Source organism: Streptomyces sp. NPDC058470 (assembly GCF_042721055.1).
Lineage (GTDB): Bacteria > Actinomycetota > Actinomycetes > Streptomycetales > Streptomycetaceae > Streptomyces.
In genome coordinates this window covers 41,556-64,767 of record NZ_JBHXMF010000012.1, presented here as the reverse complement: position 1 = coordinate 64,767, position 23,212 = coordinate 41,556, and the positions used below count along the sequence as shown (strand labels likewise).

The following is a 23,212-nucleotide window of genomic DNA, read 5'->3' as shown; positions in this document are numbered from 1 at the left end:
CGCTTGGATCAGCCGTACTTCTCGATCGTGTCTCGATCAGCGACTCGATCGTGTCTCGATCAGCGACTCGATCGTGTCTCGATCAGTGTCTCGATCAGCGACTCGATCAGTGGAAGAAGTGCCGCGTCCCCGTGAAGTACATGGTCACGCCCGCCTTCTTCGCCGCCTCGACCACCAGCTCGTCGCGGATCGAACCGCCGGGCTGGACAATCGCCTTCACACCGGCGGCGCTCAGGACATCGATGTTGTCCGGGAACGGGAAGTAGGCATCCGACGCGGCGAACGAACCCCGTGCCCGCTCGGCCCCGGCCCGCTCGATGGCCAGCTTGCAGGAGTCGACGCGGTTGACCTGCCCCATGCCGACGCCGACCGAGGCGCCGTCCTTGGCGAGCAGGATGGCGTTGGACTTGACCGCCCGGCAGGCCTTCCACGCGAAGGCCAGTTCGGCGAGTTCGGCCTCGCCGAGCGCCTCGCCGGTCGCCAGGGTCCAGTTCGCCGGATCGTCGCCGTCCGCCTGGAGACGGTCGGTGACCTGGAGCAGCGCGCCGCCGTCGATGGGCTTGACCTCGACGGGGTTGGACGGGCCGCCGAGGGCCTTGAGCACCCGGATGTTCTTCTTCTTGGCCAGCGCCTCAAGTGCGCCGTCCTCGTAGCCGGGCGCGACGATGACCTCGGTGAAGATCTCCGCGACCTGCTCCGCCAGCTCCTTGCTGACCGGCCGGTTGACGGCGATCACCCCGCCGAACGCGGACATCGGGTCACACGCGTGCGCCTTGCGGTGCGCCTCGGCGACATCCGAACCGACCGCGATTCCGCAGGGGTTGGCGTGCTTGATGATCGCGACACAGGGCTCGGCGTGGTCGTACGCGGCACGGCGCGCGGCGTCCGTGTCGGTGAAGTTGTTGTACGACATCTCCTTGCCGTGCAGCTGCTCGGCCTCGGCGAGACCGCCCGTGCCGTCGACGTAGAGGGCCGCGCCCTGGTGCGGGTTCTCGCCGTAGCGCAGGGTGTTCTTGCGCTCGTAGGTGTGACCGAGGAAGTCGGGGAAGCCGCTGTCGTCGGCGGCCGCGTAGTCGGCTGCGAACCAGCTCGCCACCGCCACGTCGTACGCGGCCGTGTGCTGGAAGGCTTCGGCCGCGAGCCGCTTGCGGGTGGTGAGGTCGAAGCCGCCGTTCTTCACGGCGCCGAGGACGTCGCCGTACCGGGCGGGGCTGGTGACGACGGCCACGGACGGGTGGTTCTTGGCGGCGGCACGGACCATCGAAGGCCCGCCGATGTCGATCTGCTCGACGCACTCGTCGGGCGTCGCGCCCGAGGCGACGGTCTCGCGGAACGGGTAGAGGTTGACGACGACGAGGTCGAACGGCTCGACGCCGAGCTCTTCGAGTTGGCGCCGGTGGTCGGGGAGGCGCAGGTCGGCGAGGATGCCCGCGTGGACCTTCGGGTGCAGGGTCTTGACGCGGCCGTCCAGGCACTCGGGGAAGCCGGTCAGCTCCTCGACCTTGGTGACGGGAACGCCCGCGGCGGCGATCTTCGACGCGGTCGAGCCGGTGGAGACGAGCTCGACACCGGCCTCGTGCAGCCCGCGCGCCAGGTCTTCGAGGCCGGTCTTGTCGTACACGCTGACAAGCGCGCGTCGGATGGCCCGCTTGTTGCTCTCGGCGGTGGCGGTCACTGGATAACTACCTTTCGTCCCTCAATGCGATAGCCGTTGCGGGCGAGCCGCCCCACGACATCGACGAGCAGCCTTCGCTCGACTTCCTTGATGCGCTCGTGCAGAGCGCTCTCGTCGTCCTCGTCCCGGATCTCGACCACGCCCTGAGCGATGATCGGGCCGGTGTCGACGCCGTCGTCGACGAAGTGGACGGTGCATCCGGTGACCCGGGCTCCGTACGCGAGTGCGTCGCGGACACCGTGGGCACCGGGAAAACTGGGCAGCAGGGCCGGGTGCGTGTTGACGAACCGTCCGCCGAACCGTGCGAGGAACTCCTTCCCCACGATCTTCATGAACCCGGCGGAGACCACGAGGTCGGGCTCGTGGGCGGCGGTCGCCTCGGCGAGCGCCGCGTCCCACTCGTCACGGGTGTCGTGGTCCTTGACACGGCTCACGAAGGTCGGCAGCCCGGCCCGCTCAGCTCGCGCGAGCCCCTCGATACCGTCCCGGTCGGCGCCGACGGCCACGATCTCGGCCCCGTACGCCTCTGCCCCCGCCTCCGCGATGGCGTCGAGCAGTGCCTGCAGATTCGTACCTGATCCGGAGACCAGCACGACAAGGCGCTTGGCCACGGGCTTGGCGGCCACGGTGGGGCCCTTTCTCGGGGGAGCGTTTGCGCGGCCGGCACGTCCAGGCTCGTTCCATGCGTTCACACGCACACATTCACGCTTGCACATGCGTATGTACATTCGTACGAATGCATCGCGCCCCGGGATACGGGGAAGCCTACGAAGCGGCCGACCGTCAGCAACGATACCGGCACACCGGGCGGCCCCCACGGGACGGGGGCGTGGCCGGAAGGTAGCGTCTGGGGAGGATCCATCTGGGACCACCGTCCGGCGCGGGGAACGCCTTGCGCACGTGGGGCGTTGATCTGAGGTGGGTACGTGTGGGTCCGGGGCGGTTGTTCCGGGCACGCGTGCTTGGGCTCCGGCCCTGCTGTTACGAAGTCCCGGGACCCCGGTCCCGGGCACTTGCGCACGGGGCACGAGCCCGCCATCACCACCAAGGGGAAGACGCACACCTGATGCCGGACCGCAGTCTCCGACTCCCTCCGCTCCTGCTGCGCGAGCGGCGCCCTTCGCCTGTGCCGCCACGGGAAGGCGGGGACACGCCCGACTCCGGCCCTGCGGGTGAACGGGGCTCGGCCGACGGGAACGGAGTCTCGGGCGGACAGGGCCAGGACACGCCTCCTGCGGGCTCGACCTCTTCGGGTTCAGGCTCCTCGGGTTCAGGCTCCCCTGGCTCGACCTCCTCGGGTTCAGGCTCTTCGGGCTCAAGCTCCCCCGGCTCGACCTCCTCGGGCTCAGCCTCCCCCGGCTCGACCTCTTCGGGTTCAGGCTCCTCGGGTTCAGGCTCCTCGGGTTCAGGCTCCGCGGGCTCAGGCTCCTCGGGCTCAGGCTCTTCGGGCTCAGGCTCTTCGGGCTCAGGCTCTTCGGGCTCAGCCTCCCCCGGCTCGACCTCCTCGGGCTCAAGCTCCTCGGGCTCGACCTCCTCGGGCTCGGACGACAATCCGTTCGCACCGCCACCGGAGGGGACGCCCGACCGGCCGTGGCAACCGCGGCGGCCGGCGAACGGGCAGGGCTCGGAGGGTTCGACGGGCTCGGAGGGTTCGGAGGATTCGGGCGAGCACGGTGAGTCCGGCGGGCCCGCGGGGCCGTCCCCCTGGGGCAGCCAGTGGAGCGACCGCCAGCCCGGACCGTCCAGCGGCCGCGGTTTCGGCGACCGCCCCGGTACGCCGCAGGGGCAAGGCCAGGGTCAAGGCCAGGGTCAAGGCCAGGACAGTCCGGAAGGGCCCGGCAGTGGTCCGGGCACCGGTACGCGCTGGGACCCGACGGACCCGGCCCAGCGCCGCGCACGGTACGCGCTGCTCTCCGGTATGTGGGCCTTCTTCTTCGCCCTCTTCAACTGGCCGTACGTCGCCTTGCTGCTCGGCGCGCTCGCCCTCTACTGGAGCATCAGCGCCCTGCGCGCCAAGCCCCGCACCCCGGACCCGGACAGCCCGGCGCCCGAACAGGCGAACGCCCGCCCCCAGAAGTCCGCCGCGGTGAGTGGCCTGGTCACCGCGTCCCTGGCCATCGCCATGGTCGCCGCCGGCTTCGCCGCCCAGCTCGTCTACAGCGACTACTACGCCTGCACCAACGACGCCCTGACCAACGTCGCAAAGCAGTCCTGCAACGACCTTCTGCCGAAGAATCTGCGGGGGATCCTGGGGACGCAGGGGTAGATGCGGGGCGGATGTGGCGGGCTGGCTGCACAGGGGTGAGCGCCCCATGCTCCCCTTCTCAAACGCCGGAGGGGCTATCTCCAGCCCGTCCGGCGTTTGAGGACGAGGCCGTTCAGGCCGACAGCGGGGGTCTGGGGGCGGCAGCCCCCAGGTACGGGACGGGTAGGGGCGGAGGGGGCGAAAAACTCCACCCTCACCCCGGCTCTCCCCGCTCCCCCGGCTCCCCCGACTCCACAGGAGCGGACGCCTCCTTGAGCGCCGCCCAGCGGGCCTCACGAGCCACGTCCTCGTGCCACGGAGACCCCACGCTGTCGGACGGCAGAAGGTCATACGGCTCGTCAAAGCCGGAGCCCTGGACCTGGACCTGGACCTGGACCTGAGCCTGCGCCTGCGCCTGCGCCGGGCCCTCGGCCTGGTCCAGCACCTCCCCCGGAGACTCCACCACCCCCTCGCCCCGCGAGCTCCGCGAGCCCCACGACGCCAACCACAACCTCGGCACCCGCACCCGAGGCACCCGCTTCACCCGAACCCGCCACCCCCGCACCCCCACCACCACAGGAACCCCCACCCCAACCACCCACACCACCACGGCACCCCCCACCTGCCACCACACCGGCCCGAAATGGGCCAGCCCCGCCACCCCGAGCGCTCCCCCGGCCATCCCGGCCAGCAGCGCAAACACACCCCCGCACAACCCACCCGCGACCACCACACCGCAAACGACCCGCCCCCGGGACCACACCACCGCGCTCCCGCCCCCACTCCCCGGCACCGCCGAAGCCACCACGAACCACGCCACCGTCACCCCCGCGGCCACCGGCACCACCCCGCTCGCCAAGCTCACCCAGCCCGACGGCGCCCCCGCCCCCGGCACCGCGGCCAACAGCGGAAAGGCCGGCAGCAGCGGACCGGGCGCCGCCGAGGACAACGGCCCCGCCACCTGCCCCGCCCCCAGGACCACCCCGGGCCCGAGCCCGTACGACGCCCCCCATACGGCGGCGTTCGGCACCAGCGCCACGCACAACAGCAGTACGGCGAACCGCCCCGACCACACCTCGGTGAGCTGAAGGAAGGAACCGCGGGCCGCGCCCCCGTGCCACACCAACGACACGGCCACGAGCAACGCCCCTCCCCCGACCAGCACCGCCACCCCGGCTCCGGCGGCCCGCGCCACGCCGCCGAGGAAGCGACGACCGTCGGGCGCGAACGCGTGGGCATCGACGTGGCGGCGTACGCCCGTGGGCAGGCCGTCAAGAACCCGGCGCACCCACCCGGGCACGGGCTCACGCGGATGCCCGTACGCCGTCCACACCCCCGCCCCCGCCGCGCCCGCGGCAAGCAGCGGCAGGCATACGGCGGTCCACACCCAGGAGGGCCGCAGCTCCCCGCCCGAGGCGTACAGCGCTGCGGCCCCGCCGACGGACAGATAGCCGGCGACGACACCCGCCCACGCCGTACGGGGCACGGCTTCTGACTCCTCATCAGCCGCGTCACGACCCGCCCGGTGCAGCAACCACACCGGCAGCACGACGAGGAGCAGCGGTGTGACACCCACCGGCATGGGCGTTCCGGAGAGCGTGTCGGTGCGGACGAGTTCGACGCCGTGGGCCAGCAGCCAGAGGGCCGCGGCCACGTGCAGCGCGCCGCCCGGTCCGCTGTCGGGGTACGGGGAGCTGATCCACAGCGCGATGACGAGGACGGCGAACGAGCCCAGTCCGAGCCCCGCCGCGAGGGCACCACCCAGGAGGCTGGCGGCCAGTCCGGGGGGTCGCTCGCGCATCCGGGTGAGCAAGGGCGACAACGACAGCCTGCGGTCGGTCATTTGGGTCACGCCCGTCATGCTCCCAACGACACGCGCTTTCTCGTCGTAACAGGCGAACCTTGGATGTGTCGCTCAATATACGGTTATGTACTTTTTCGTACGAAGGGGCGCGCTGTGGAGTCCGAGCTGACACAGAGCCCCGCGCCCCCGCTGCCATCCCCCAAGGAACGCCGCCGCCTGCGCGAGGCCAAGTCGCTGAGCCAGGCCGACGTTGCGGCCAGATTGGGCGTCACCCGCGAGACGGTGCGCTCGTGGGAATCCGGCCGTACGGCGCCGCGGGGCCGCAAACGGGGAGCGTACGCGAGACTGCTGACCGCGCCGGATCAGGCCACGCCCGCCGACGTCGAGGACGAGGCCGGAACCGGGACCGGGACCGGGACCGGGAGCGACGTGACCACCCGTCAGGAGCCGGTCACCGAGGTCGAAGCCGCACCCGAGCGCGGAGGCGAGAGTCAAGGCGAGAGCGAGAGTGAGAGTGAACCCGACCCCCCGCCTCCCCCGCCCCCTCCCCTGACGCCCCCTCAGGCCTTCGACGCCCTCTACGCGTTCTGCACCCCCGCCCTCGTACGGCAGACCTACCTGCTCACCGGCCGGCGCGAGCTGGCGCGCGAGTCCGTGGAGCGGGCCTTCCAACTGGCCTGGCACCGCTGGCCCGAGGTGGCCGTGGACCGGGATCCGGCCGGGTGGGTGCGCGCAACGGCGTACGAACACGCGCTCTCCCCCTGGCACCGGCTGCGCCCCAGGCACCGGCACCCGGAGGCGCCCCCGGCCGATCCGGCGGACCGCGCGCTGCTCGACGTATTCCTGAAGCTGCCGCCGATGTACCGGCGGACACTGCTGCTGTACGACGGGATCGGCCTCGACCTGCCGGACACCGCGGCCGAGACGGAGGCGAGCACACCCGCGACGGCCAACCGGCTGCTGCACGCGCGTGAGGCCGTCGCCGCGCGGCTGCCGGAGCTGGCCGCGCCCGACGAACTGCACCGGCGGCTGACCGTACTCGCCACCACGGAGCGGCTGCGCGCGGCGAAACCGCGTTCCGTCCGCTACGGCAGCGAACACCGTGCCCGCATCTGGACGCGCGCCGCCATCGCCTTCACGGTGCTGCTCGTCGGCGCCACCTCGCTGACCCTGCACACGGCCGCCGACCACTACGAGCCCCCCATGGCCCCCGGCGCGCAAGTCCGCGGTCTGCCACCCCGCGCCGCCCCGGGCCCGCTCTCCGACGAGCAGCTGGAACTGCACGCCTTCCTCAAGTCCCAGACGGTGAGCGGCCCGGAGAGGCTGGTGCCGGAGACCCGCTGAGAACGGGTTACTGGAGGCCGCTGAGTGCGGGTTGCCGCAGGCCTGCCGGGTGCGGGTTACCGGAGGCCCGGCGACTGCGGGTTACCGGAGGCCCGGCGGGTACGGGTTACCGGAGGCCCGGCGGGTACGGGTTACGGCAGGCCCGGCGAGTACGCGGACGGGCCCGCACCCCGGTGAGGGGGTGCGGGCCCGTCCGTGCGTTCGGCCGGGGAAACTCAGCCGTTGAGGCTGTACCTAATTGCCGAGAATGGCGCGGGCCAGCTTCGCCGTCTCGGTCGGCGTCTTGCCGACCTTGACGCCGGCGGCCTCGAGGGCCTCCTTCTTCGCGGCGGCGGTGCCGGAGGAGCCGGAGACGATGGCGCCGGCGTGGCCCATGGTCTTGCCCTCGGGCGCGGTGAAGCCCGCGACGTAACCGACGACCGGCTTCGTCACGTTCTTCGCGATGTAGTCCGCGGCACGCTCCTCGGCGTCGCCACCGATCTCACCGATCATCACGATCAGGTCGGTGTCGGGGTCGGCCTCGAAGGCAGCCAGAGCGTCGATGTGGGTGGTGCCGATGACGGGGTCGCCACCGATACCCACCGCCGACGAGAAGCCGATGTCACGGAGCTCGTACATCATCTGGTACGTCAGCGTGCCGGACTTCGAGACCAGACCGATGCGGCCCGGCTTCGTGATGTCGCCCGGGATGATGCCGGCGTTCGACTGGCCCGGGGTGATGAGACCGGGGCAGTTCGGGCCGATGATGCGGGTCTTGTTGCCCTTCGACTTCGCGTACGCCCAGAAGGCCGCGGAGTCGTGGACGGCGATGCCCTCGGTGATGACGACCGCGAGGGGGATCTCGGCGTCGATGGCCTCGACGACGGCGGCCTTGGCGAAGGCCGGCGGTACGAAGAGGACGGATACGTTCGCGCCCGTCTTCTCGATCGCCTCGGCGACCGTGCCGAACACCGCGATCTCGGTGCCGTCGATGTCGACCGACGTGCCCGCCTTGCGCGGGTTGACGCCGCCGACGATGTTCGTGCCGTCGGCCAGCATGAGCTTGGTGTGCTTCATGCCCGTGGCACCGGTCATGCCCTGGACGATGACCTTGCTGTCCTTGTTGAGGAAGATAGCCATGGCGGTTGTTTCCCTCGTCCCTTACTTCGCAGCCGCGAGCTCGGCGGCCTTGTCGGCCGCGCCGTCCATGGTGTCCACGCGCTGCACGAGCGGGTGGTTGGCGTCCGACAGGATCTTGCGACCCAGCTCGGCGTTGTTGCCGTCGAGGCGCACGACGAGGGGCTTGGTGACTTCCTCGCCCTTGTCCTTGAGCAGCTGGAGGGCCTGGACGATGCCGTTGGCGACCTCGTCACAGGCGGTGATGCCACCGAAGACGTTGACGAAGACGGACTTGACGTCCGGGTCGCCGAGGATGATCTCCAGGCCGTTCGCCATCACGGCCGCGGACGCGCCGCCGCCGATGTCGAGGAAGTTGGCCGGCTTCACGCCGCCGTGGTTCTCACCGGCGTACGCGACGACGTCGAGGGTCGACATGACCAGACCCGCGCCGTTGCCGATGATGCCGACCTCGCCGTCGAGCTTGACGTAGTTGAGGTTCTTCGCCTTGGCGGCGGCCTCGAGCGGGTTGGCCGACTCCTTGTCCTCGAGCGCGGCGTGGTCCGGCTGGCGGAACTCCGCGTTCTCGTCCAGGGACACCTTGCCGTCGAGAGCGATGACCTTGCCGGAGGCGACCTTGGCCAGCGGGTTGACCTCGACCAGGAGGGCATCCTCCTTGATGAAGGTGTCCCACAGGGTCACGAGGATCTCGGCGACCTGCTCCGCGACCTCGGCCGGGAACTTCGCCTGGGCGACGATCTCGCGGGCCTTCTCGATGCTCACGCCCTCGTTGGCGTCGACCGGGACCTTCGCGAGGGCCTCGGGGTTCTCCTCCGCGACGACCTCGATCTCCACGCCGCCCTGGACGGACGCCATGGCGAGGAAGGTGCGGTTGGTGCGGTCGAGGAGGTACGAGACGTAGTACTCCTCGACGATCTCGGGCGCGGTCTCGGCGATCATCACCTTGTGGACCGTGTGGCCCTTGATGTCCATGCCGAGGATGTCCGTCGCCCGGGCGACGGCCTCGTCCGGGGTGGCGGCGAGCTTGACGCCGCCGGCCTTGCCTCGGCCACCGACCTTCACCTGTGCCTTGATGACGGACTTGCCGCCAAGACGCTCGGTCGCCTCGCGGGCTGCCTCAGGCGTGTCGATGACTTCACCGGCCAGCACCGGTACACCGTGCTTGGCGAAGAGGTCCCTCGCCTGGTACTCGAACAGGTCCACGCGCGTCCGTCCCTATCAGTGATCTCGCCGCTCTGCGGTCTGCTGTCTCCGTGGGCGTGCCGCGAAGGGCAACGTGACGTCCGCTGTCACAAGGGTGGCGCACACGGTGTCCGAGCGCGCGGCATGTCCGTCTCGCAGGTTATCGCCGCCGGACGCGGGTCCCTAAATCGCAGGTCACACCTGAGCGGTGATACCTGTCACAGAGCGGGGCGGGGCAGGGCCTCACCGGGCTGGGGTTTGCCCGGTGAGGCCCTCTGAACAGCCCCGGAGGGGGCGCAGGGCCGTTGGTCCCCACCCCAATGGGGACCAACCGGCCCTTCCACGGACTTCCGCTCCGGACGGGCCGAAGGCTTCGGCCGTCCGGGTTCATCGACCCGCGGAGTCAGTCCCTCCGTACGACGCCTTCGCCGCAGGTCGCCGTAAGCCGCCGTAAGCCGCCGGAAGCCGCCGTACGAGAGGGGAAGGAGGGTGGAGAGCGGAGAGAGGGAGCGCTCCGTCCCCCGGCGGCGGCCGCTGCCTCCACCTGGTGACCGAATCGGAGGGCCCGGACAGCGGGCAGACCTGTACCGCTCGTCATAAACGGGGCTGAGCAGGAGAGGGCTGGCTGTCTAGCCGGGGAAAACGGGAATGTCCCGGTACCTGTCCCGGGCCTCGACCACGGTCACAGCCGCGGAAGCGGACGCGCCGGGCACGAGCCGCAGCGGCATCCGGTGGTGAGCAGTGACGGCATGCGCGTCACCGTGCCGCGACCCGCCGTTGCCGACGGCCGACCGGCGGTCCGGTAAGCCGGTCGGATTGCCGGTCGGATTGCCGGTCGGATTGCTGGTCGGATTGCTGGTCGGATTGCCGAGGGGCACGTGGTGCGCAGGGGGGCTCTTCCGTGCGAAGGGCGCGAAGACGCATCGATCCTCGCACGAGGCTCCCAAGGCCACACAAGCCCCCTCTTACCGAAGGGTGTTCACACCCGGCCGACTCATGCCTGAAGCCACCCTCCCGAATTCACACTCCTGAGATTCACTCTCCACAATTCACTCTCCACAATTCACACTCCACAATTCACACTCCTGGATTCGCGCTCCTGGATTCGCGCTCCTGGATTCGCTCTCCTGGATTCACACTCCTGGATTCACACTCCTGTGACTCTCAACTCCTCACCTGGTGTCCGGTATTGGCAACGGCCGCTTCTCGACAGCCGCCGCCATCACCTCGGGAAACAGATCGGGTGTGCAGGCGAACGCCGGTGCGTCCAGCGCCGCGAGGGCCGCCGCGTGCTCACGGTCGTACGCCGGTGCCCCCTCGTCGGACAGCGCGAGCAGCGTCACGAACTGCACCCCCGACGCCTTCATCGCCGCGACCCGCTTGAGCATCTCGTTCCGTATCCCCCCTTCGTAGAGGTCGCTGATGAGCACGACGACCGTGTCGGCGGGCCGGGTGATCTGCGACTGGCAGTACGCGAGCGCCCTGTTGATGTCCGTACCCCCACCGAGTTGCGTGCCGAAGAGGACATCGACCGGGTCGTCGAGTTGGTCGGTGAGGTCGACGACAGCCGTGTCGAAGACGACGAGCCGGGTGGCGATGGACCGCATGGACGCGAGGACGGCGCCGAAGACGGAGGCATAGACCACGGAGGCCGCCATCGACCCCGACTGGTCGATACAGAGGATGACCTCTTTCTTCACGGACTGCGACGCCCGCCCGTAGCCGATCAGCCGCTCGGGCACGATCGTGCGGTACTCGGGCAGATAGTGCTTCAGGTTCGCCGCGATGGTGCGGTTCCAGTCGATGTCGTGGTGGCGGGGCCTGCTGATCCGGGCGCTGCGGTCGAGGGCGCCGGTGAGCGTGGCCCGCGTACGGGTGGCGAGCCGCTTCTCCAGGTCCTCGACCACCTTCCCTACGACGGCCCGCGCGGTCTCCTTGGTCGTCTCCGGCATCGCCTTGTTGAGGGAGAGGAGGGTGCCCACGAGGTGGACGTCGGCCTCCACCGCCTCCAGCATCTCGGGCTCCAGCAGAAGGGCGGACAGCCCGAGCCTGTCCATGGCGTCCCGCTGCATGATCTGGACGACGGACGACGGGAAGTACGTCCGGATGTCCCCGAGCCAGCGCGCTACGGACGGTGCGGACGCCCCGAGCCCCGCCGAACGGTCCCGCCCCGGCTGCCCCTTGCCCCCTTTCCCGTACAACGCGCCGAGCGCCCCGTCCATCGCGGCATCCTGCCCGGTGAGAGCACATCCGGTGCCGTCAGCCTCGTCGCCCCCCAGCACGAGCCGCCAGCGCCGCAGCCGCTCGCCCGCAGCTCCGGTCGTGTCGGTCACACCGGCCACGCCGGCCACGGCGGTCGCGGCGGTCGCGGCGACCCCGTCGGTCGCGTCCACCGATGCGGTCATCGGGCCACCTCCACAAGGTAGTTGTCGTCACTCACCCGGTCGCCGGCTGAGCCGTCGCCGTCGTCGCCCCCGCCGTCGCCTTCGTCCAGCCCGAGCAGCAGCCGCAGCACCGGCAGTACGGCGTCCGCGCGCTCGGGGTCGAGCTCGGGAGCGAACCCGGGTATCCCGGAGGCCGCGACCGTGGCGCTGCCCCTTGCCCCTGGACCACGCCGGATCAGCTCGCCCAAGGTCCTGCGCACTCCGACCTCGTACGCCGAGAACGTCCGCCGCAGCAGAGGCAGCACATCGGTGAACGCCTCCGCCGGCACCCCGGTCAGCCACGCGTCCACCAGCCCGAGCAGCCGCTCGTCGTGCAGGAGCAGCATTCCGCCCCCGGAGCCACCCCCGACGAACCCCTCGATCCACGCGGCGGCGTCCCCCGGCGTCGTCCCCGGCGACAGCACGAGCCCCATGAGCCGGGCGGCCTCGTCCTGCGCCAACTCGCCCTCGTCCAGCAGCAGTCGTACGGCCCGCCCGCGGATCACCCCTGACACGGTGTCCCGCCCTGCCAGCACCCGAAGCACGGAGTGCCAGCGGCGGCGTATGCCCCCGGATGACGGCCTGCCGTCGAACGAGGGTCTGACGTCGGATGACACGCCTGGGTCACGCGACACGCCAGGGTCAGGCGACACGGCGGCGTCAGGTGACACGGCGGCGTCAGATGACGCGACGCTGCCCGCCCCCGCCAGCAGCCCCACCGCCCCCTGCACCGCGTCCACATGGCGCCGCATCTCCTCGGCGGCGTCGGGGTCGAGAGCCGCGCAGGCCGGCGGGAGTCCTACGAAGATCCGCTCGGCGAGGCCCGCCGCGACATCGTTGAGGGCGTGTGTGTCGGTGCCGCGTACATCGCCGTACCGCAGGGAACGGACCAGTGCGGGCAGCGCCTGGGCGAGGTGTCCGACATCGGCGTCGAGGGCCGCCCGGTCGGCGAGGACTCGCATGACCACGGGCAGTGCGTCCGGGAGTTCGGCGAGGAGACAGCACTCGGCCAGTGCTGTGACGTCGGCCAGGGAGACCGCGCCGATGGCGTCCGCGTCGGCCTTGGCGGTCGCGGCGGACAGCACGGTCGTCCCCCACACCCCGGCCTCGGCGACCCGCACGGACAGCTCGGGCTCCCAGCGCAACCGCCAGGTCTCACGGAAGGTTCCGGTGCTGCCGCGCGACGCGACGGGCTCGCCCCAGCCGATGGCCAGCAGCCGCAGCCGGTGCAGGAGTCTGCTCCGCCCGGCGTCGGTCTCCTTGCGCAGGTCGAGCTCCAACTCCCGCTCCGCCGCCTCCGGTTTGAGCCGCAGACTCCGCTGAAGCCGCGCGAGGTCGCGCTGCAACGGCACCGCAGGCGCGGATTCCGGCACCTCCCCCATCACGTCCCCGACCACGAGCCGGTCCCGCACGAGCGCCAGCGGCACCTCCGAGCCCTCGCACATCACGGCTCGTACGGCATCGGTGGTCTCGGTCAGCCCGGGCAGCGGGCGGCCGCGCATCGCGGCGAGCGTGTCGGCCAGCCGCACCGCCTCGATGACGTGCGCGGACGAGACCATCCGGTCCTCGTCGCGCAACAGCCGGGCGACCTTCGTCATCCAGCGCTCGACCGGGCGGTCGGGGGCGCCGAACAGATGCCCGTACCAACCCGGCGAGTCGATACCCGCCCCGTACCCGCTGACCCGGGAAAGCCGGCGGTGCGTCCACGGAACCCAGGTCATGTCGGCCTTGGCCTTGGGCAGCCCCTTGAGCAACGCCCGGTCGGCGCCGACGGTGGTCCTCTGCCGCAGTGCGGGGACATGCCAGGCCCCGCACACCACGGCCACCTCGTCCCCGAACTCCCGCTGCGCGGAACGCATCTGGAGCCGCATGTGGGCCTCGCGCAGCAGATCCCGCTCGTGCCCACCGACCCCGTACGCCTCGCGCAGCGCCCCCATCGCCTCGCCGAGCGCGGCGAACGGCGCGAACGGATCGCCTCCCGCCCCGCCCCGGTGCTCGACCACGTCCTCCCACCACCGCTCGGGATCGTCATAACCGGCGGTCTCGGCCAGCACGGCGAGGGGGTCGACACGGACGGCTTCCGAGGCGACCTCCTCCCCCTCCTCCGAGGAGTCCTCTTCATGCCCCCAGGCCAGCGTGTGGGTTGCGGGAAGGTCGATGAACCGGGCCGGAACCCCGTGATCCAGCGCCCATCGGATGGCCACCCACTCCGGGGAGAACTCGGCCAGTGGCCAGAAGGCCGAGCGACCGGGCTCGTCCACGACGTGGGCGAGGAGGGCGACCGGGGGACGCATGCCCTGGTCGGCCGCGAGCGGGATGAGATCGTCGGCCTCCGGTGGCCCCTCGATCAGCACGACCCGCGGAGCCGCTGCCTCCAGTGCGGCCCGCACGGCCCGCGCGGACCCCGGCCCGTGATGCCGTACGCCGAGCAGCAGTGGCCCGTAGCCGGGTACCCCTCTCCCGGATGGCGGTCTGTCGACGCCCGTCACAAGATCCCCCTCAGTGTCGACGTGCCCGGCGCTCTCCCCCCGGACTTCGCTCATACGCTCACCTCCCGGCAGGCTCGGTAGAAGTCCTTCCAGCCGTCCCGCTCGCGGACTACCGCTTCCAGGTACTCCTGCCAGATGACGCGGTCGGCCGCCGGGTCGCGGACGACGGCGCCGAGGATGCCGGCGGCGACGTCACTCGCCCGCAGAACGCCGTCGCCGAAGTGGGCTGCCAGCGCAAGCCCGCTGGTGACGACGGAGATCGCCTCGGCGGTGGACAGCGTGCCGCTGGGTGACTTCAGTTTCGTACGCCCGTCGGCCGTGACTCCGTCGCGCAGCTCGCGGAAGACGGTCACGACGCGGCGGATCTCGTCGATGCCGTCGGGCGCTGCGGGCAGGTCGAGGGAGCGGCCGAGCTGGTCGACACGGCGCGAGACGATGTCCACCTCGGCGTCGGCGCTCTCCGGCAGCGGCAGCACCACCGTGTTGAATCGGCGGCGCAGTGCGCTCGACAGCTCGTTGACCCCCCGGTCGCGGTCGTTGGCCGTGGCGATCACGTTGAAGCCGCGGACGGCCTGCACTTCCGAGCCCAACTCCGGTATCGGGAGCGTCTTCTCCGAAAGGATCGTGATGAGTGTGTCCTGCACGTCGGCGGGGATACGGGTCAGCTCCTCGATCCGCGCCGTCATCCCCTCCGCCATGGCGCGCATGACCGGGCTCGGCACCAGGGCGGCCCGGCTCGGCCCGTGTGCGAGCAACTCCGCGTAGTTCCAGCCGTAGCGGATCGCCTCCTCGGGTGTGCCGGCCGTGCCCTGTACCAGCAGCGTGGAGTCGCCGCTGACCGCCGCGGCCAGGTGCTCGGACACCCAGGTCTTCGCGGTGCCGGGCACTCCGAGCAGAAGCAGCGCACGGTCGGTGGCGAGCGTGGTGACAGCAACCTCGACGATGCGGCGCGGTCCCACATATTTGGGTGTGATCACTGTGCCGTCCGGCAGCGTGCCACCTTGCAGATAGGTGGCCACGGCCCACGGCGAGAGCCGCCAGCGGGCCGGGCGGGGCCGGTCGTCCTGCGCGGCCAGCGCGGCGAGTTCGGCCGCGAAGGCGTCCTCGGCGTGCGGCCGCAACACCTCGCCCGCGTTGTGCGGGGCCGCCCCCGCGGGCGGATTGACGGACGTCGACTCACTCGGCTCAACGGACACAGACATGGCTAGGTCCCCCTCCAGCTCGGCCGGTTCGATCGGTTGGTTCGATCGGCCCGGTTCGGACTGGTTCCACCGTGCACCACGCCACTGACAATGCGATCTGACCTGCACAAACGCCCTCGCGAGAGTCGATTGTCAGTGGTGGGACCTACCTTCGATGACATGACTCAGCAGGGGGTGCGCTGGACTGCGGATCAGGTGCTGGCACTGGCGCCTGACGCAGCGTCACGCAAAGCGGGAAGCAAGCTCGGCGCGACCGGGCCGTGGTCGGAGGCAGGCAGTTCTGACGAGGGGACGGTATGGGGACTGTGCGCGGGAAGTGGCAGCAAGCCGTATCAGACGGTCATCGATATCGCGGACTCCACCGGGCTCGCGTACAAGTGCAGTTGCCCCAGCCGCAAGTTCCCGTGCAAGCACGCACTCGGGCTGCTGCTGCTCTGGGCGGGCGAGGAGGGCACGGTGCCGCGGGGGCATGCGCCGGACTGGGCGGAGCAGTGGATAGCCGGGAGACAACAGCGCGCGGCGGGGAGGGCGACGACGACGGGCGGGGAATCTGGGACGGCCTCGTCGGGTGATCCGGAGGGTGCGCGGCGCCGGGCGGAGCGGCGGGCCGAGCGGATCACGGCGGGCGCGGCGGAGTTGGAGCAGCGGCTGGCGGATCTGCTGCGGGGCGGCCTCGCCGGAGCCGAGCAGGCCGGGTACGGGCAGTGGGAGGAGACGGCGGCCCGGATGGTCGACGCGCAGGCACCTGGACTGGCCGCGCGCGTGCGGGAGTTGGGGGCGATCCCGTCGTCCGGGCCGGGCTGGCCGGTGCGGCTCCTGGAGGAGTGCGCGCTGCTGCACCTCCTCGATCAGGGCTGGCTGCGGCGCGAGCGTCTGCCGGACGGTCTTGCCATGACGGTCCGTTCCCGGATCGGGCTGCCCGGTTCGGCGGACGGCCCGCCGGTGCGTGACCACTGGCTGGTCCTGGCGCAGTACGACACGGCGGACAGCCGTCTCACCACACGCAGGATCTGGCTGCACGGATCGGAGTCCGACCGCACTGCGCTGCTCCTCTCCTACGGAGCCGCCGGCCGCGCACCGGAACTGGCTCTGCCCGTCGGGCTGGCCTTCGAGGCGGAGCTTTCCGCCTATGCCGGCGCCGGGCAGCTACGAGCAGCCCTCGGCGAACAGTTCACACCACCGACCCCCACCACCACACGGCCACCGGGAGTCTCCACACCCCAGGCAGCGTCCCGCTACGGCGATGCCCTGCGGGCCGATCCCTGGCTCGACTCCTACCCCGTCACCCTGAACCGGGTCATACCGACCCCGGACGGCGACACAACCGGGATCGCACCCCGCTGGCAACTGGCCGATGCCGACGGTGACCTGGCCCTGCCCATCACCCCGGCACGCCACTCCCTCCCCGGCCTGTGGCGCCTCGCCGCTCTCTCCGGCGGCGCACCCGTCACCGTCTTCGGCGAGTGCGGCCACCACGGCTTCACTCCGCTGACGGCCTGGCCGGAGGGCCCAGGAGAGGCGGTGTCGCTGTGCTGACCACCTCCGTACGGAAAGGATGCCGACGCTCATGAACACGACCTCTGCTCCAGCGGGCGCGCCCGTCGGGGGCTCCTGGGAGGACCTCGTCACGGTGGCGCTGCTCGGAACCGATCGGCGTACGCCTCCAGGGTGCGGGCCGGGACAGGACGCACCGATGGCTTTGCTGGACGCGGCCGCCGTGGAGACCTTGCGGCGGCGGGCCGGGGTGCGGCCGGCGCGGGCAGCGGCCCGACCCGAGCAGGCGGCGCCGGATCCACGCCCGCCCCTGCCACCCGCTGCCGCACACAGACTCACGCTGCTGCTGACGGACCGGCCCGGCACCGGGGGCGGCGGCCGCAGAGGGACGGCACCGGACCTCATGGAACTGCTGCCGCAGTGGCTCGCCCTGGCCAATGCGCGCGGCTTCGCGGCACCCCCGCAAGCCCTGCCCGCTCTCCTGGACGCGGCCCGGGGCCGTACGGATCTACGCCCGGCCGCGCTGACCTTCGCGGGGCCGCGCGCCCTGTGGCTGGCACGGCTGAACCCGGACTGGCGCTTCGCACTGCGCTCCATGCCAGGCGGCGGTACGGCGCTCCCGGGCCCCGCTGAGCCCATGGGTGTCCCCCCGCTCGAAGGGAGCCAAGAGCGGGGGAGCATACAACTGCTCTGGCAGGAAGGTCTGTTCGCCGAGCGGGTCGCGCTGCTCACGGCGATACGGACCCGGCAGCCGGCGGCCGCCCGCGAGCTGCTCACCACGACATGGGCAACCGAGCGGGCCGAGGACCGGCTGATGTTCCTCGACTCACTGCGGTCGAAGCTGGGCGCGGCCGACGAGCCTTTCCTGGAACAGGCACTCGCCGACCGGAGCCGCAACGTACGTGCGACGGCGGCGGAGTTGCTGTCCGCACTGCCGGAATCGGCGCTCGCCGCGCGGATGGCGGCCCGAGCGGGTTCCTGCGTGGCCGTCGACCGCACCCGGGGCACCCCCACCATCGTGGTCGAGGCACCGCACGAGTGCGACCCGGGCATGGAGCGGGACGGTGTGGTGCCGAAGGCTCCCGCCGGGCGAGGTGAACGGTCCTGGTGGCTGGGCCAGTTGGTCGAGGCGGCGCCGCTCGCGACCTGGCCGCGACGACTGGGCGGACGTACGCCGGAGGACATCGTCGCCCTGCCCGTGGCGGACGACTGGCAGGGAGAGCTGCATGCCGCGTGGTGCCGGGCGGCGGTACGGCAGCGGGATCCGGGGTGGTCCAGGGCGCTCCTCGGGGCGCCCTCCGCCCCCGAGGCCGGGGGACCGGGAGCGGTGTCCCTGGCGGAGCGGTCGAAACTCCTCGGTACGTTGGGCTCCGCCGAGCGGGCCGAGTGGGTGGCCGGGTTCATCGGCACGCACGGGTTGTCCGAGGCGTTTCAGTTGCTCGGGATGTGTGCGGTGCCCTGGGCGGGGCAGTTGGGGAGGGCGGTGGTCGACGCGCTCGACATCGCGCGGGACGCGGGGAGTTACCCCTGGAGTTTCAGTGGGGTCATGGGGCTGGCCGAGCGGTGCCTCGACCCCGCGGAGGCCGTACGACTCGAAGCACTCACGGGCGTCCCCGACGAGCCGGAACACGCCGCCCCCGGCGCCGGCAGCTACTGGTCCGAGGCTTTCCAACGCCTCGTCACCACCCTCCGCCTACGCGCCACGATGACCAAGGAACTCACCCCACCCGACCCGACGTAAAGCAGTTCCCTCGCCCCCTCCGCCCCTACCCACCCCGTACCTGGGTCTCCGCCCCAGGCCCCCTTCGCCCCAAGGGCTCGTCCTCAAACGCCGGACAGCCTAGAGATCTCTTCAGCCCCGCCAGGGCTGAAGAGCTCAAGGACCGCCGGGCCGGAGCCGAAAAGCATTGCCGCCGCCCCACGACCCGCAGCCGAACAACGGCGGAAGGGGGCGTGCCGGTACGTCCAAATGCCCGTCGCGTACGCCCGCGTCACCGGACCCCCGCACCGTTGCCCAACGTCTGATCCGTCGGCGACGGGCGGGACGTACCGGCACGCCCCCGACCCACCCACCAGACGGCAAACGCACCGGACGGCACACCCACCGGCACCGAACAGCGCGTACCCACCGGCACACGCACCGAACAGCACCCACCCGCACAAGGCGCCCCCGCCAGCCCTACGCCCCGGCCGGCTGCCGAACATTCGCCCGCACCCAGTCCACGATCGACCCGGTGGTCGCCCCCGGAGTGAAGATCTCCGCGACCCCCTTCTCCTTGAGCGGACCAATGTCCGCCTCGGGAATGATCCCGCCGCCGAAGACCTTGATGTCCTCCGCGTCGCGCTCCTTGAGGAGGTCGATGACGGCCGAGAACAGCGTGTTGTGGGCGCCGGACAGGATCGAGAGACCGATCGCGTCGGCGTCCTCCTGGATCGCGGTGTCGACGATCTGCTCGGGAGTCTGATGGAGCCCGGTATAGATGACCTCCATACCGGCGTCACGCAGCGCACGCGCGATCACCTTGGCCCCTCGATCGTGGCCGTCGAGCCCCGGCTTGGCCACCACCACGCGGATCGGACCGGCTGCCACACCCATCACTGCCTCCATGAACCGACTACGCCAACCTGCACTAACACACACCGACAGATATCGCACATTCCGTCGCTCGACGCACCATGCGCGCACCACCAGACACACACCACACACGCGCCACGCACACACTCGCGCGCGCCTACGGCACAGGCCTCCGCACCACACCCAGCCCGACGAAGTGAACGAACGTTATCCCCAGCATCCCGCAACCGGCAGTTTCGCGGTGGATACCGAGGGGGAAATCACACGGTGGGACAAGTTCGCCGCGCACCGCTCCGGGTTCCTGCGGCACAGGCACCGCATGGACCCGCGGCGCATGGACCACAGCCGGAGCCTGCGCAAGGAGAGCCGCTATCAGGTGGCCGCACCACGGCGTCGTCAGCGGGACACCGCAGTGGTGGGGCACATCGGCGATGGCACGACAGCGGGGAGCCAGACCCGTACGAGGACGACGAGGACCGAGGGGCCGCCGCATACCGGAGGAGCCCACCGTCGCACAGTCGGCGACGACAGGAACCCGCGTCACCCCCGACGGAACGGACCCCGTCGCGTCGACCGGCGCCCCACGCGCCACAGACGTACCGTCGCGACACCACCGACACCGGCCGAACGACCGCCGAGCCGGGCCGATCCCGGCCCGGCGTCGACCGGGGATCGGTCCGGCTCGACCCGGCAAGCAGCCGACGTCGACCGAGCCACCACCGGCATACGCGACTCTCCACGAGTGCACACGGGGGACAGAGCCGTCCTCCGCGTGCCGACAGGAGGTCGGCCATGAAGGTCACCAGGGCAGCGTTGCCCTTTCTTCCCCTCTGCCAGCGCCTTTTTCCGAGCAAGCTGGCAGGACTCTCGATGGTTCTCCTGAAGGCGACAGCCCTGGAGATCGCGATCCTCGCCGGACACCTCCTCCTCTACCCGTCGGGGATGGCCCAGGAGCGCCGCGCCACTCCCGCGCTCCCCTCACCGGACACCACGAGACTGCCCACGGAGGCCAAGCCCCCGGTCGTCCTCCTGCACGGCTTCATCGACAACCGCTCGGTCTTCGTCCTGTTGCGCCGCAACCTCGCCCAACACGGCAGGCAGCACATCGAGTCGCTCAACTACTCGCCGCTGACATGCGACATCCGCCCCGCCGCGGAGCTGCTCGGCCGGCACATAGAGGAGATCTGCGAGCGCACGGGCCAGGACCGCGTGGACATCGTCGGGCACAGCCTCGGCGGACTGATCGCGCGTTACTACGTGCAGCGCCTCGGCGGTGACACGCACGTACGCACCCTCGTCACGCTCGGCACACCGCACTCGGGCACCCGCGTGGCCCCGTTGATGAACGCACACCCGATCGTCCGTCAGATGCGCCCGGGCTCCGAGGTGATCGAGGAACTGCGCAGGCCCGCGCCGGGCTGCCGTACGCGTTTCGTGAGCTTCTGGAGCGACCTCGACCAGCTGATGGACCCCTTGGAGACGGCCTGCGTCGATCACCCGGACCTGCTCGCGCAGAACGTACGGGTGAGCGGTGTCGGGCATCTCGCCCTGCCCGTGCATCCCGCCGTCGCGACGGGTATACGGCAGGCGTTGGACACCGAGGAACCGACAGCCCAGGTCGCCGTCCAGAGCGGTGGCGGTCTCACAGTCGCCTGACGAGGGCGTGACAGTCACCCCGTAGAGCGAGACGAGAGTGAGCCGAGCGCGAGACCAGAGCGAGCCGCGCGCGAGCAAAGAGGCGCCGACAGTCGGCGAGAGCGGCCTGACAGCAACCAGACAGCCGTCCACAATCGAACGTCGATCGAACGCCAGGCCAAAGCCGTGCCCACAGTTCCCCGAAACACCGCCGAATGCCCGTTTCCTACGAGGGGGAAACCTGCGGAAGATTGTCGCGCCCGCGTACTGCCGGGTACAGTCACCGCACTGCTCTGCCAGCCCCTGTTGTCGGCGAAAGAGAAGTTGGTGAACGACCGTCCTCCGTCGGGGATTGCTACTCCCCCGGCCCCGGCTTCCGATGTCGCTTCGACGCCTTACGCGTCGTACGGCGGGCAGGAAGCCCAGTACGGCGACTTCACCACGTACGACAGTTACCCCGCCACCGGTTGTGAAACGGGCTCCAACGCCACCTATGCGACCGGGCACTTCGAAACGCCGGCCTTCGAGACGACGAGCTTCGCGACCGACCCCCTCTTCGGCAACATGCCGGGCGACGGCACGGGTTCGTACGACGCCACGCAGTGGAGCACCGACGGCCACCAGACACTGGGCACCGGCAGCCACCAGACGCTGAACTACGACCCGTACGCGGCGCAGCACCAGGCCGCCTACGACAGCGGCAGCTACGAAACGACGACGTGGGCGGCCGGTTACCAGCAGCTCGCCGACGTTCCCGCGCAGCACCCCAACCCGGACACCTCGGGCCAGTGGGACGCGAACGCCTGGCTCCACCCCGAGCAGTCGGCCGACCTGACCCAGCAGTGGAGCGCACCCACCCAGGAAACGGGCGCGTACGACGCCACGCAGTGGAACTCCGCCGGTGGCCAGGACGCGTACGAACACGAACACGCTCAGCACGAGCCCTACGAGCGTCAGCCCGAGCCCGAACCCCTCGACCAGCAGGCGACCACGACCTTCGAGCAGGTCCGGTACGAGCAACCCGCCGCCACGGAGGACGAGTTCGAGAGGCCGACCGACAGGCGCGACGAGGGTGACGAGCCCGAGGTGCCGCTACTGCTCGACGACATGGAAGAAGTGACCCCGGCCCCGCGATCCGTGTCGCGGTCCGCCGCCCGCTCCCGTCGCCGTAGCCCCGCGAAGCGTTCCGCGCTGCTGACCGTGGCCGTTCCCTCGGCCTGTGTGATGGGCGTGGCGGGGATCGCCGCCGCTTCGGTGGTGAGCGTCGACGGGAACGAGACCAAAGAAACGACGCTCAGCGCGTCCGACGCGACCGCGGTGAAGCCGTCCGCCGCGAACAACAAGCTGGACACTCAGCTTCAGAGTCTCTCCGCGGGCGCGGACGACTTCGCCGACCGGGCGAGCCGCACGCAGGAACGTATCGACCTCGAGGCCGAGCAGGAGGCCGAGCGGAAGAAGGCGGCGGAGGCGGCTGCGACCAAGGAGCGGCTGCGTCCGAAGTTCGCGCTGCCGGTGGCGCAGCACGGGCTCAGTGCCTACTTCGGCCAGGCGGGCGTCAACTGGATGTCGATCCACACCGGCATCGACTTCCCGGTGCCGTACGGTACGACGGTGATGGCCGCGACCGACGGCACCGTCCGGACGCAGTGGAACAGCGCGTACGGCAACATGATGATCGTGACCGCGATGGACGGCACGGAGACGTGGTACTGCCACCTCTCCAGCTATCAGGTCGCGTCCGGTACGACCGTGAAGGCCGGCGACCCGATCGCGAACTCCGGGAACTCCGGCAACTCCACCGGCCCGCACCTGCACTTCGAGGTCCGCCCGGCAGGCGGCTCGGCGATCGACCCTCTGCCATGGCTACGCAGCCACGGCCTGGACCCGACGTAACCACCAGGTCCCCCACCCGGCCCGGAGCCGTCGTAACCACGGGATCCCCACCCGGCCCGGACCCGGCGAAACCACCAGATCCCCACCCGGCCCGGAGCCGTCGTAACCACGGGATCCCCACCCGGCCCGGACCCG

15 protein-coding genes are annotated in these 23,212 nt (G+C 70.9%); 6 read left to right on the top strand and 9 right to left on the bottom strand.

The genetic code is table 11. The features are described from left to right. Nucleotides 1–106: 106 nt before the first annotated feature. Both purH and purN read right to left on the bottom strand, forming a co-directional pair. On the bottom strand, nucleotides 107–1,675 hold the full coding sequence (purH, locus tag ACFWP7_RS11325) for a bifunctional phosphoribosylaminoimidazolecarboxamide formyltransferase/IMP cyclohydrolase (protein ID WP_384379611.1): 1,569 nt from the start codon (nucleotides 1,673–1,675) through the stop codon (nucleotides 107–109). Next, nucleotides 1,672–2,301, bottom strand: a complete 630-nt coding sequence (gene purN / locus ACFWP7_RS11320) for a phosphoribosylglycinamide formyltransferase (protein ID WP_384379608.1) — start codon at nucleotides 2,299–2,301, stop codon at nucleotides 1,672–1,674. Before purN ends, purH begins: the two co-directional genes overlap by 4 nt. Before the next feature lie 500 nt (nucleotides 2,302–2,801). On the opposite strand from purN, the gene ACFWP7_RS11315 reads away from it, so the two are divergent. Beyond that, a complete protein-coding gene (locus ACFWP7_RS11315) occupies nucleotides 2,802–3,941 on the top strand; it encodes a hypothetical protein (RefSeq protein ID WP_384379605.1) in 1,140 nt (379 codons plus the stop codon). 193 nt (nucleotides 3,942–4,134) lie between these two features. On the opposite strand, the gene ACFWP7_RS11310 is transcribed toward ACFWP7_RS11315, so the two are convergent. Continuing rightward, on the bottom strand, nucleotides 4,135–5,781 hold the full coding sequence (locus tag ACFWP7_RS11310; protein ID WP_384379602.1) for a DUF6350 family protein: 1,647 nt from the start codon (nucleotides 5,779–5,781) through the stop codon (nucleotides 4,135–4,137). Between the two features lie 108 nt (nucleotides 5,782–5,889). Here ACFWP7_RS11310 and ACFWP7_RS11305 point away from each other — a divergent pair, with 108 nt between their 5' ends. Further along, on the top strand, nucleotides 5,890–7,068 hold the full coding sequence (locus tag ACFWP7_RS11305) for a helix-turn-helix domain-containing protein (RefSeq protein WP_384379858.1): 1,179 nt from the start codon (nucleotides 5,890–5,892) through the stop codon (nucleotides 7,066–7,068). A 234-nt stretch (nucleotides 7,069–7,302) separates the two neighbouring features. Here the strand turns inward: ACFWP7_RS11305 and sucD are convergent, their stop codons facing one another. From sucD to ACFWP7_RS11280, 5 genes are all read right to left on the bottom strand, one after another. Beyond that, nucleotides 7,303–8,187, bottom strand: coding sequence for a succinate--CoA ligase subunit alpha (sucD, locus tag ACFWP7_RS11300; protein WP_384379599.1), 885 nt, complete (start codon nucleotides 8,185–8,187; stop codon nucleotides 7,303–7,305). A 21-nt stretch (nucleotides 8,188–8,208) separates the two neighbouring features. Next, nucleotides 8,209–9,387 carry an ADP-forming succinate--CoA ligase subunit beta gene (gene sucC / locus ACFWP7_RS11295; protein ID WP_384379596.1) on the bottom strand — a complete coding sequence of 393 codons (1,179 nt, stop codon included), beginning with the start codon at nucleotides 9,385–9,387 and terminating at the stop codon, nucleotides 8,209–8,211. Nucleotides 9,388–10,538: 1,151 nt separating this feature from the next. Further along, complete coding sequence (locus ACFWP7_RS11290) at nucleotides 10,539–11,771, bottom strand: VWA domain-containing protein (protein WP_384379593.1); 1,233 nt, start codon at nucleotides 11,769–11,771, stop codon at nucleotides 10,539–10,541. After that, nucleotides 11,768–14,332: a DUF5682 family protein gene (locus tag ACFWP7_RS11285; RefSeq protein WP_384379590.1), complete on the bottom strand. Its 2,565-nt coding sequence runs from the start codon at nucleotides 14,330–14,332 to the stop codon at nucleotides 11,768–11,770. Before ACFWP7_RS11285 ends, ACFWP7_RS11290 begins: the two co-directional genes overlap by 4 nt. Then, nucleotides 14,329–15,480, bottom strand: coding sequence for an AAA family ATPase (locus tag ACFWP7_RS11280; protein WP_384379587.1), 1,152 nt, complete (start codon nucleotides 15,478–15,480; stop codon nucleotides 14,329–14,331). Before ACFWP7_RS11280 ends, ACFWP7_RS11285 begins: the two co-directional genes overlap by 4 nt. Nucleotides 15,481–15,639: 159 nt before the next feature. Here ACFWP7_RS11280 and ACFWP7_RS11275 point away from each other — a divergent pair, with 159 nt between their 5' ends. Beyond that, complete coding sequence (locus ACFWP7_RS11275) at nucleotides 15,640–17,016, top strand: SWIM zinc finger family protein (RefSeq protein ID WP_384379584.1); 1,377 nt, start codon at nucleotides 15,640–15,642, stop codon at nucleotides 17,014–17,016. Nucleotides 17,017–17,047: 31 nt separating this feature from the next. Next, complete coding sequence (locus ACFWP7_RS11270; protein ID WP_384379581.1) at nucleotides 17,048–18,715, top strand: DUF5691 domain-containing protein; 1,668 nt, start codon at nucleotides 17,048–17,050, stop codon at nucleotides 18,713–18,715. A 438-nt stretch (nucleotides 18,716–19,153) separates the two neighbouring features. Here ACFWP7_RS11270 and ACFWP7_RS11265 read toward each other — a convergent pair whose 3' ends face one another. Further along, nucleotides 19,154–19,570 (bottom strand): cobalamin B12-binding domain-containing protein, encoded by a 417-nt coding sequence (locus ACFWP7_RS11265; protein ID WP_384379578.1) that lies wholly within the window; start codon nucleotides 19,568–19,570, stop codon nucleotides 19,154–19,156. A 771-nt stretch (nucleotides 19,571–20,341) separates the two neighbouring features. On the opposite strand from ACFWP7_RS11265, the gene ACFWP7_RS11260 reads away from it, so the two are divergent. Both ACFWP7_RS11260 and ACFWP7_RS11255 read left to right on the top strand, forming a co-directional pair. Further along, nucleotides 20,342–21,205, top strand: coding sequence for an esterase/lipase family protein (locus tag ACFWP7_RS11260; RefSeq protein ID WP_384379575.1), 864 nt, complete (start codon nucleotides 20,342–20,344; stop codon nucleotides 21,203–21,205). A gap of 306 nt (nucleotides 21,206–21,511) precedes the next feature. Continuing rightward, entirely contained in the window at nucleotides 21,512–23,077 is a 1,566-nt protein-coding gene (locus tag ACFWP7_RS11255; RefSeq protein ID WP_384379572.1) for a peptidoglycan DD-metalloendopeptidase family protein, read from the top strand. The last annotated feature ends 135 nt before the right edge of the window (nucleotides 23,078–23,212 follow it).

Coding starts and splice junctions, on each gene's coding strand:
- ACFWP7_RS11280 (WP_384379587.1), bottom strand. CDS start 15,480: ATGTCTGTGTCCGTTGAGCCGAGTGAGTCGACGTCCGTCAATCCGCCC.
- ACFWP7_RS11275 (WP_384379584.1), top strand. CDS start 15,640: ATGACTCAGCAGGGGGTGCGCTGGACTGCGGATCAGGTGCTGGCACTG.
- ACFWP7_RS11270 (WP_384379581.1), top strand. CDS start 17,048: ATGAACACGACCTCTGCTCCAGCGGGCGCGCCCGTCGGGGGCTCCTGG.
- sucD (WP_384379599.1), bottom strand. CDS start 8,187: ATGGCTATCTTCCTCAACAAGGACAGCAAGGTCATCGTCCAGGGCATG.
- ACFWP7_RS11260 (WP_384379575.1), top strand. CDS start 20,342: ATGAAGGTCACCAGGGCAGCGTTGCCCTTTCTTCCCCTCTGCCAGCGC.
- ACFWP7_RS11285 (WP_384379590.1), bottom strand. CDS start 14,332: ATGAGCGAAGTCCGGGGGGAGAGCGCCGGGCACGTCGACACTGAGGGG.
- ACFWP7_RS11310 (WP_384379602.1), bottom strand. CDS start 5,781: ATGACGGGCGTGACCCAAATGACCGACCGCAGGCTGTCGTTGTCGCCC.
- ACFWP7_RS11290 (WP_384379593.1), bottom strand. CDS start 11,771: ATGACCGCATCGGTGGACGCGACCGACGGGGTCGCCGCGACCGCCGCG.
- ACFWP7_RS11265 (WP_384379578.1), bottom strand. CDS start 19,570: ATGGGTGTGGCAGCCGGTCCGATCCGCGTGGTGGTGGCCAAGCCGGGG.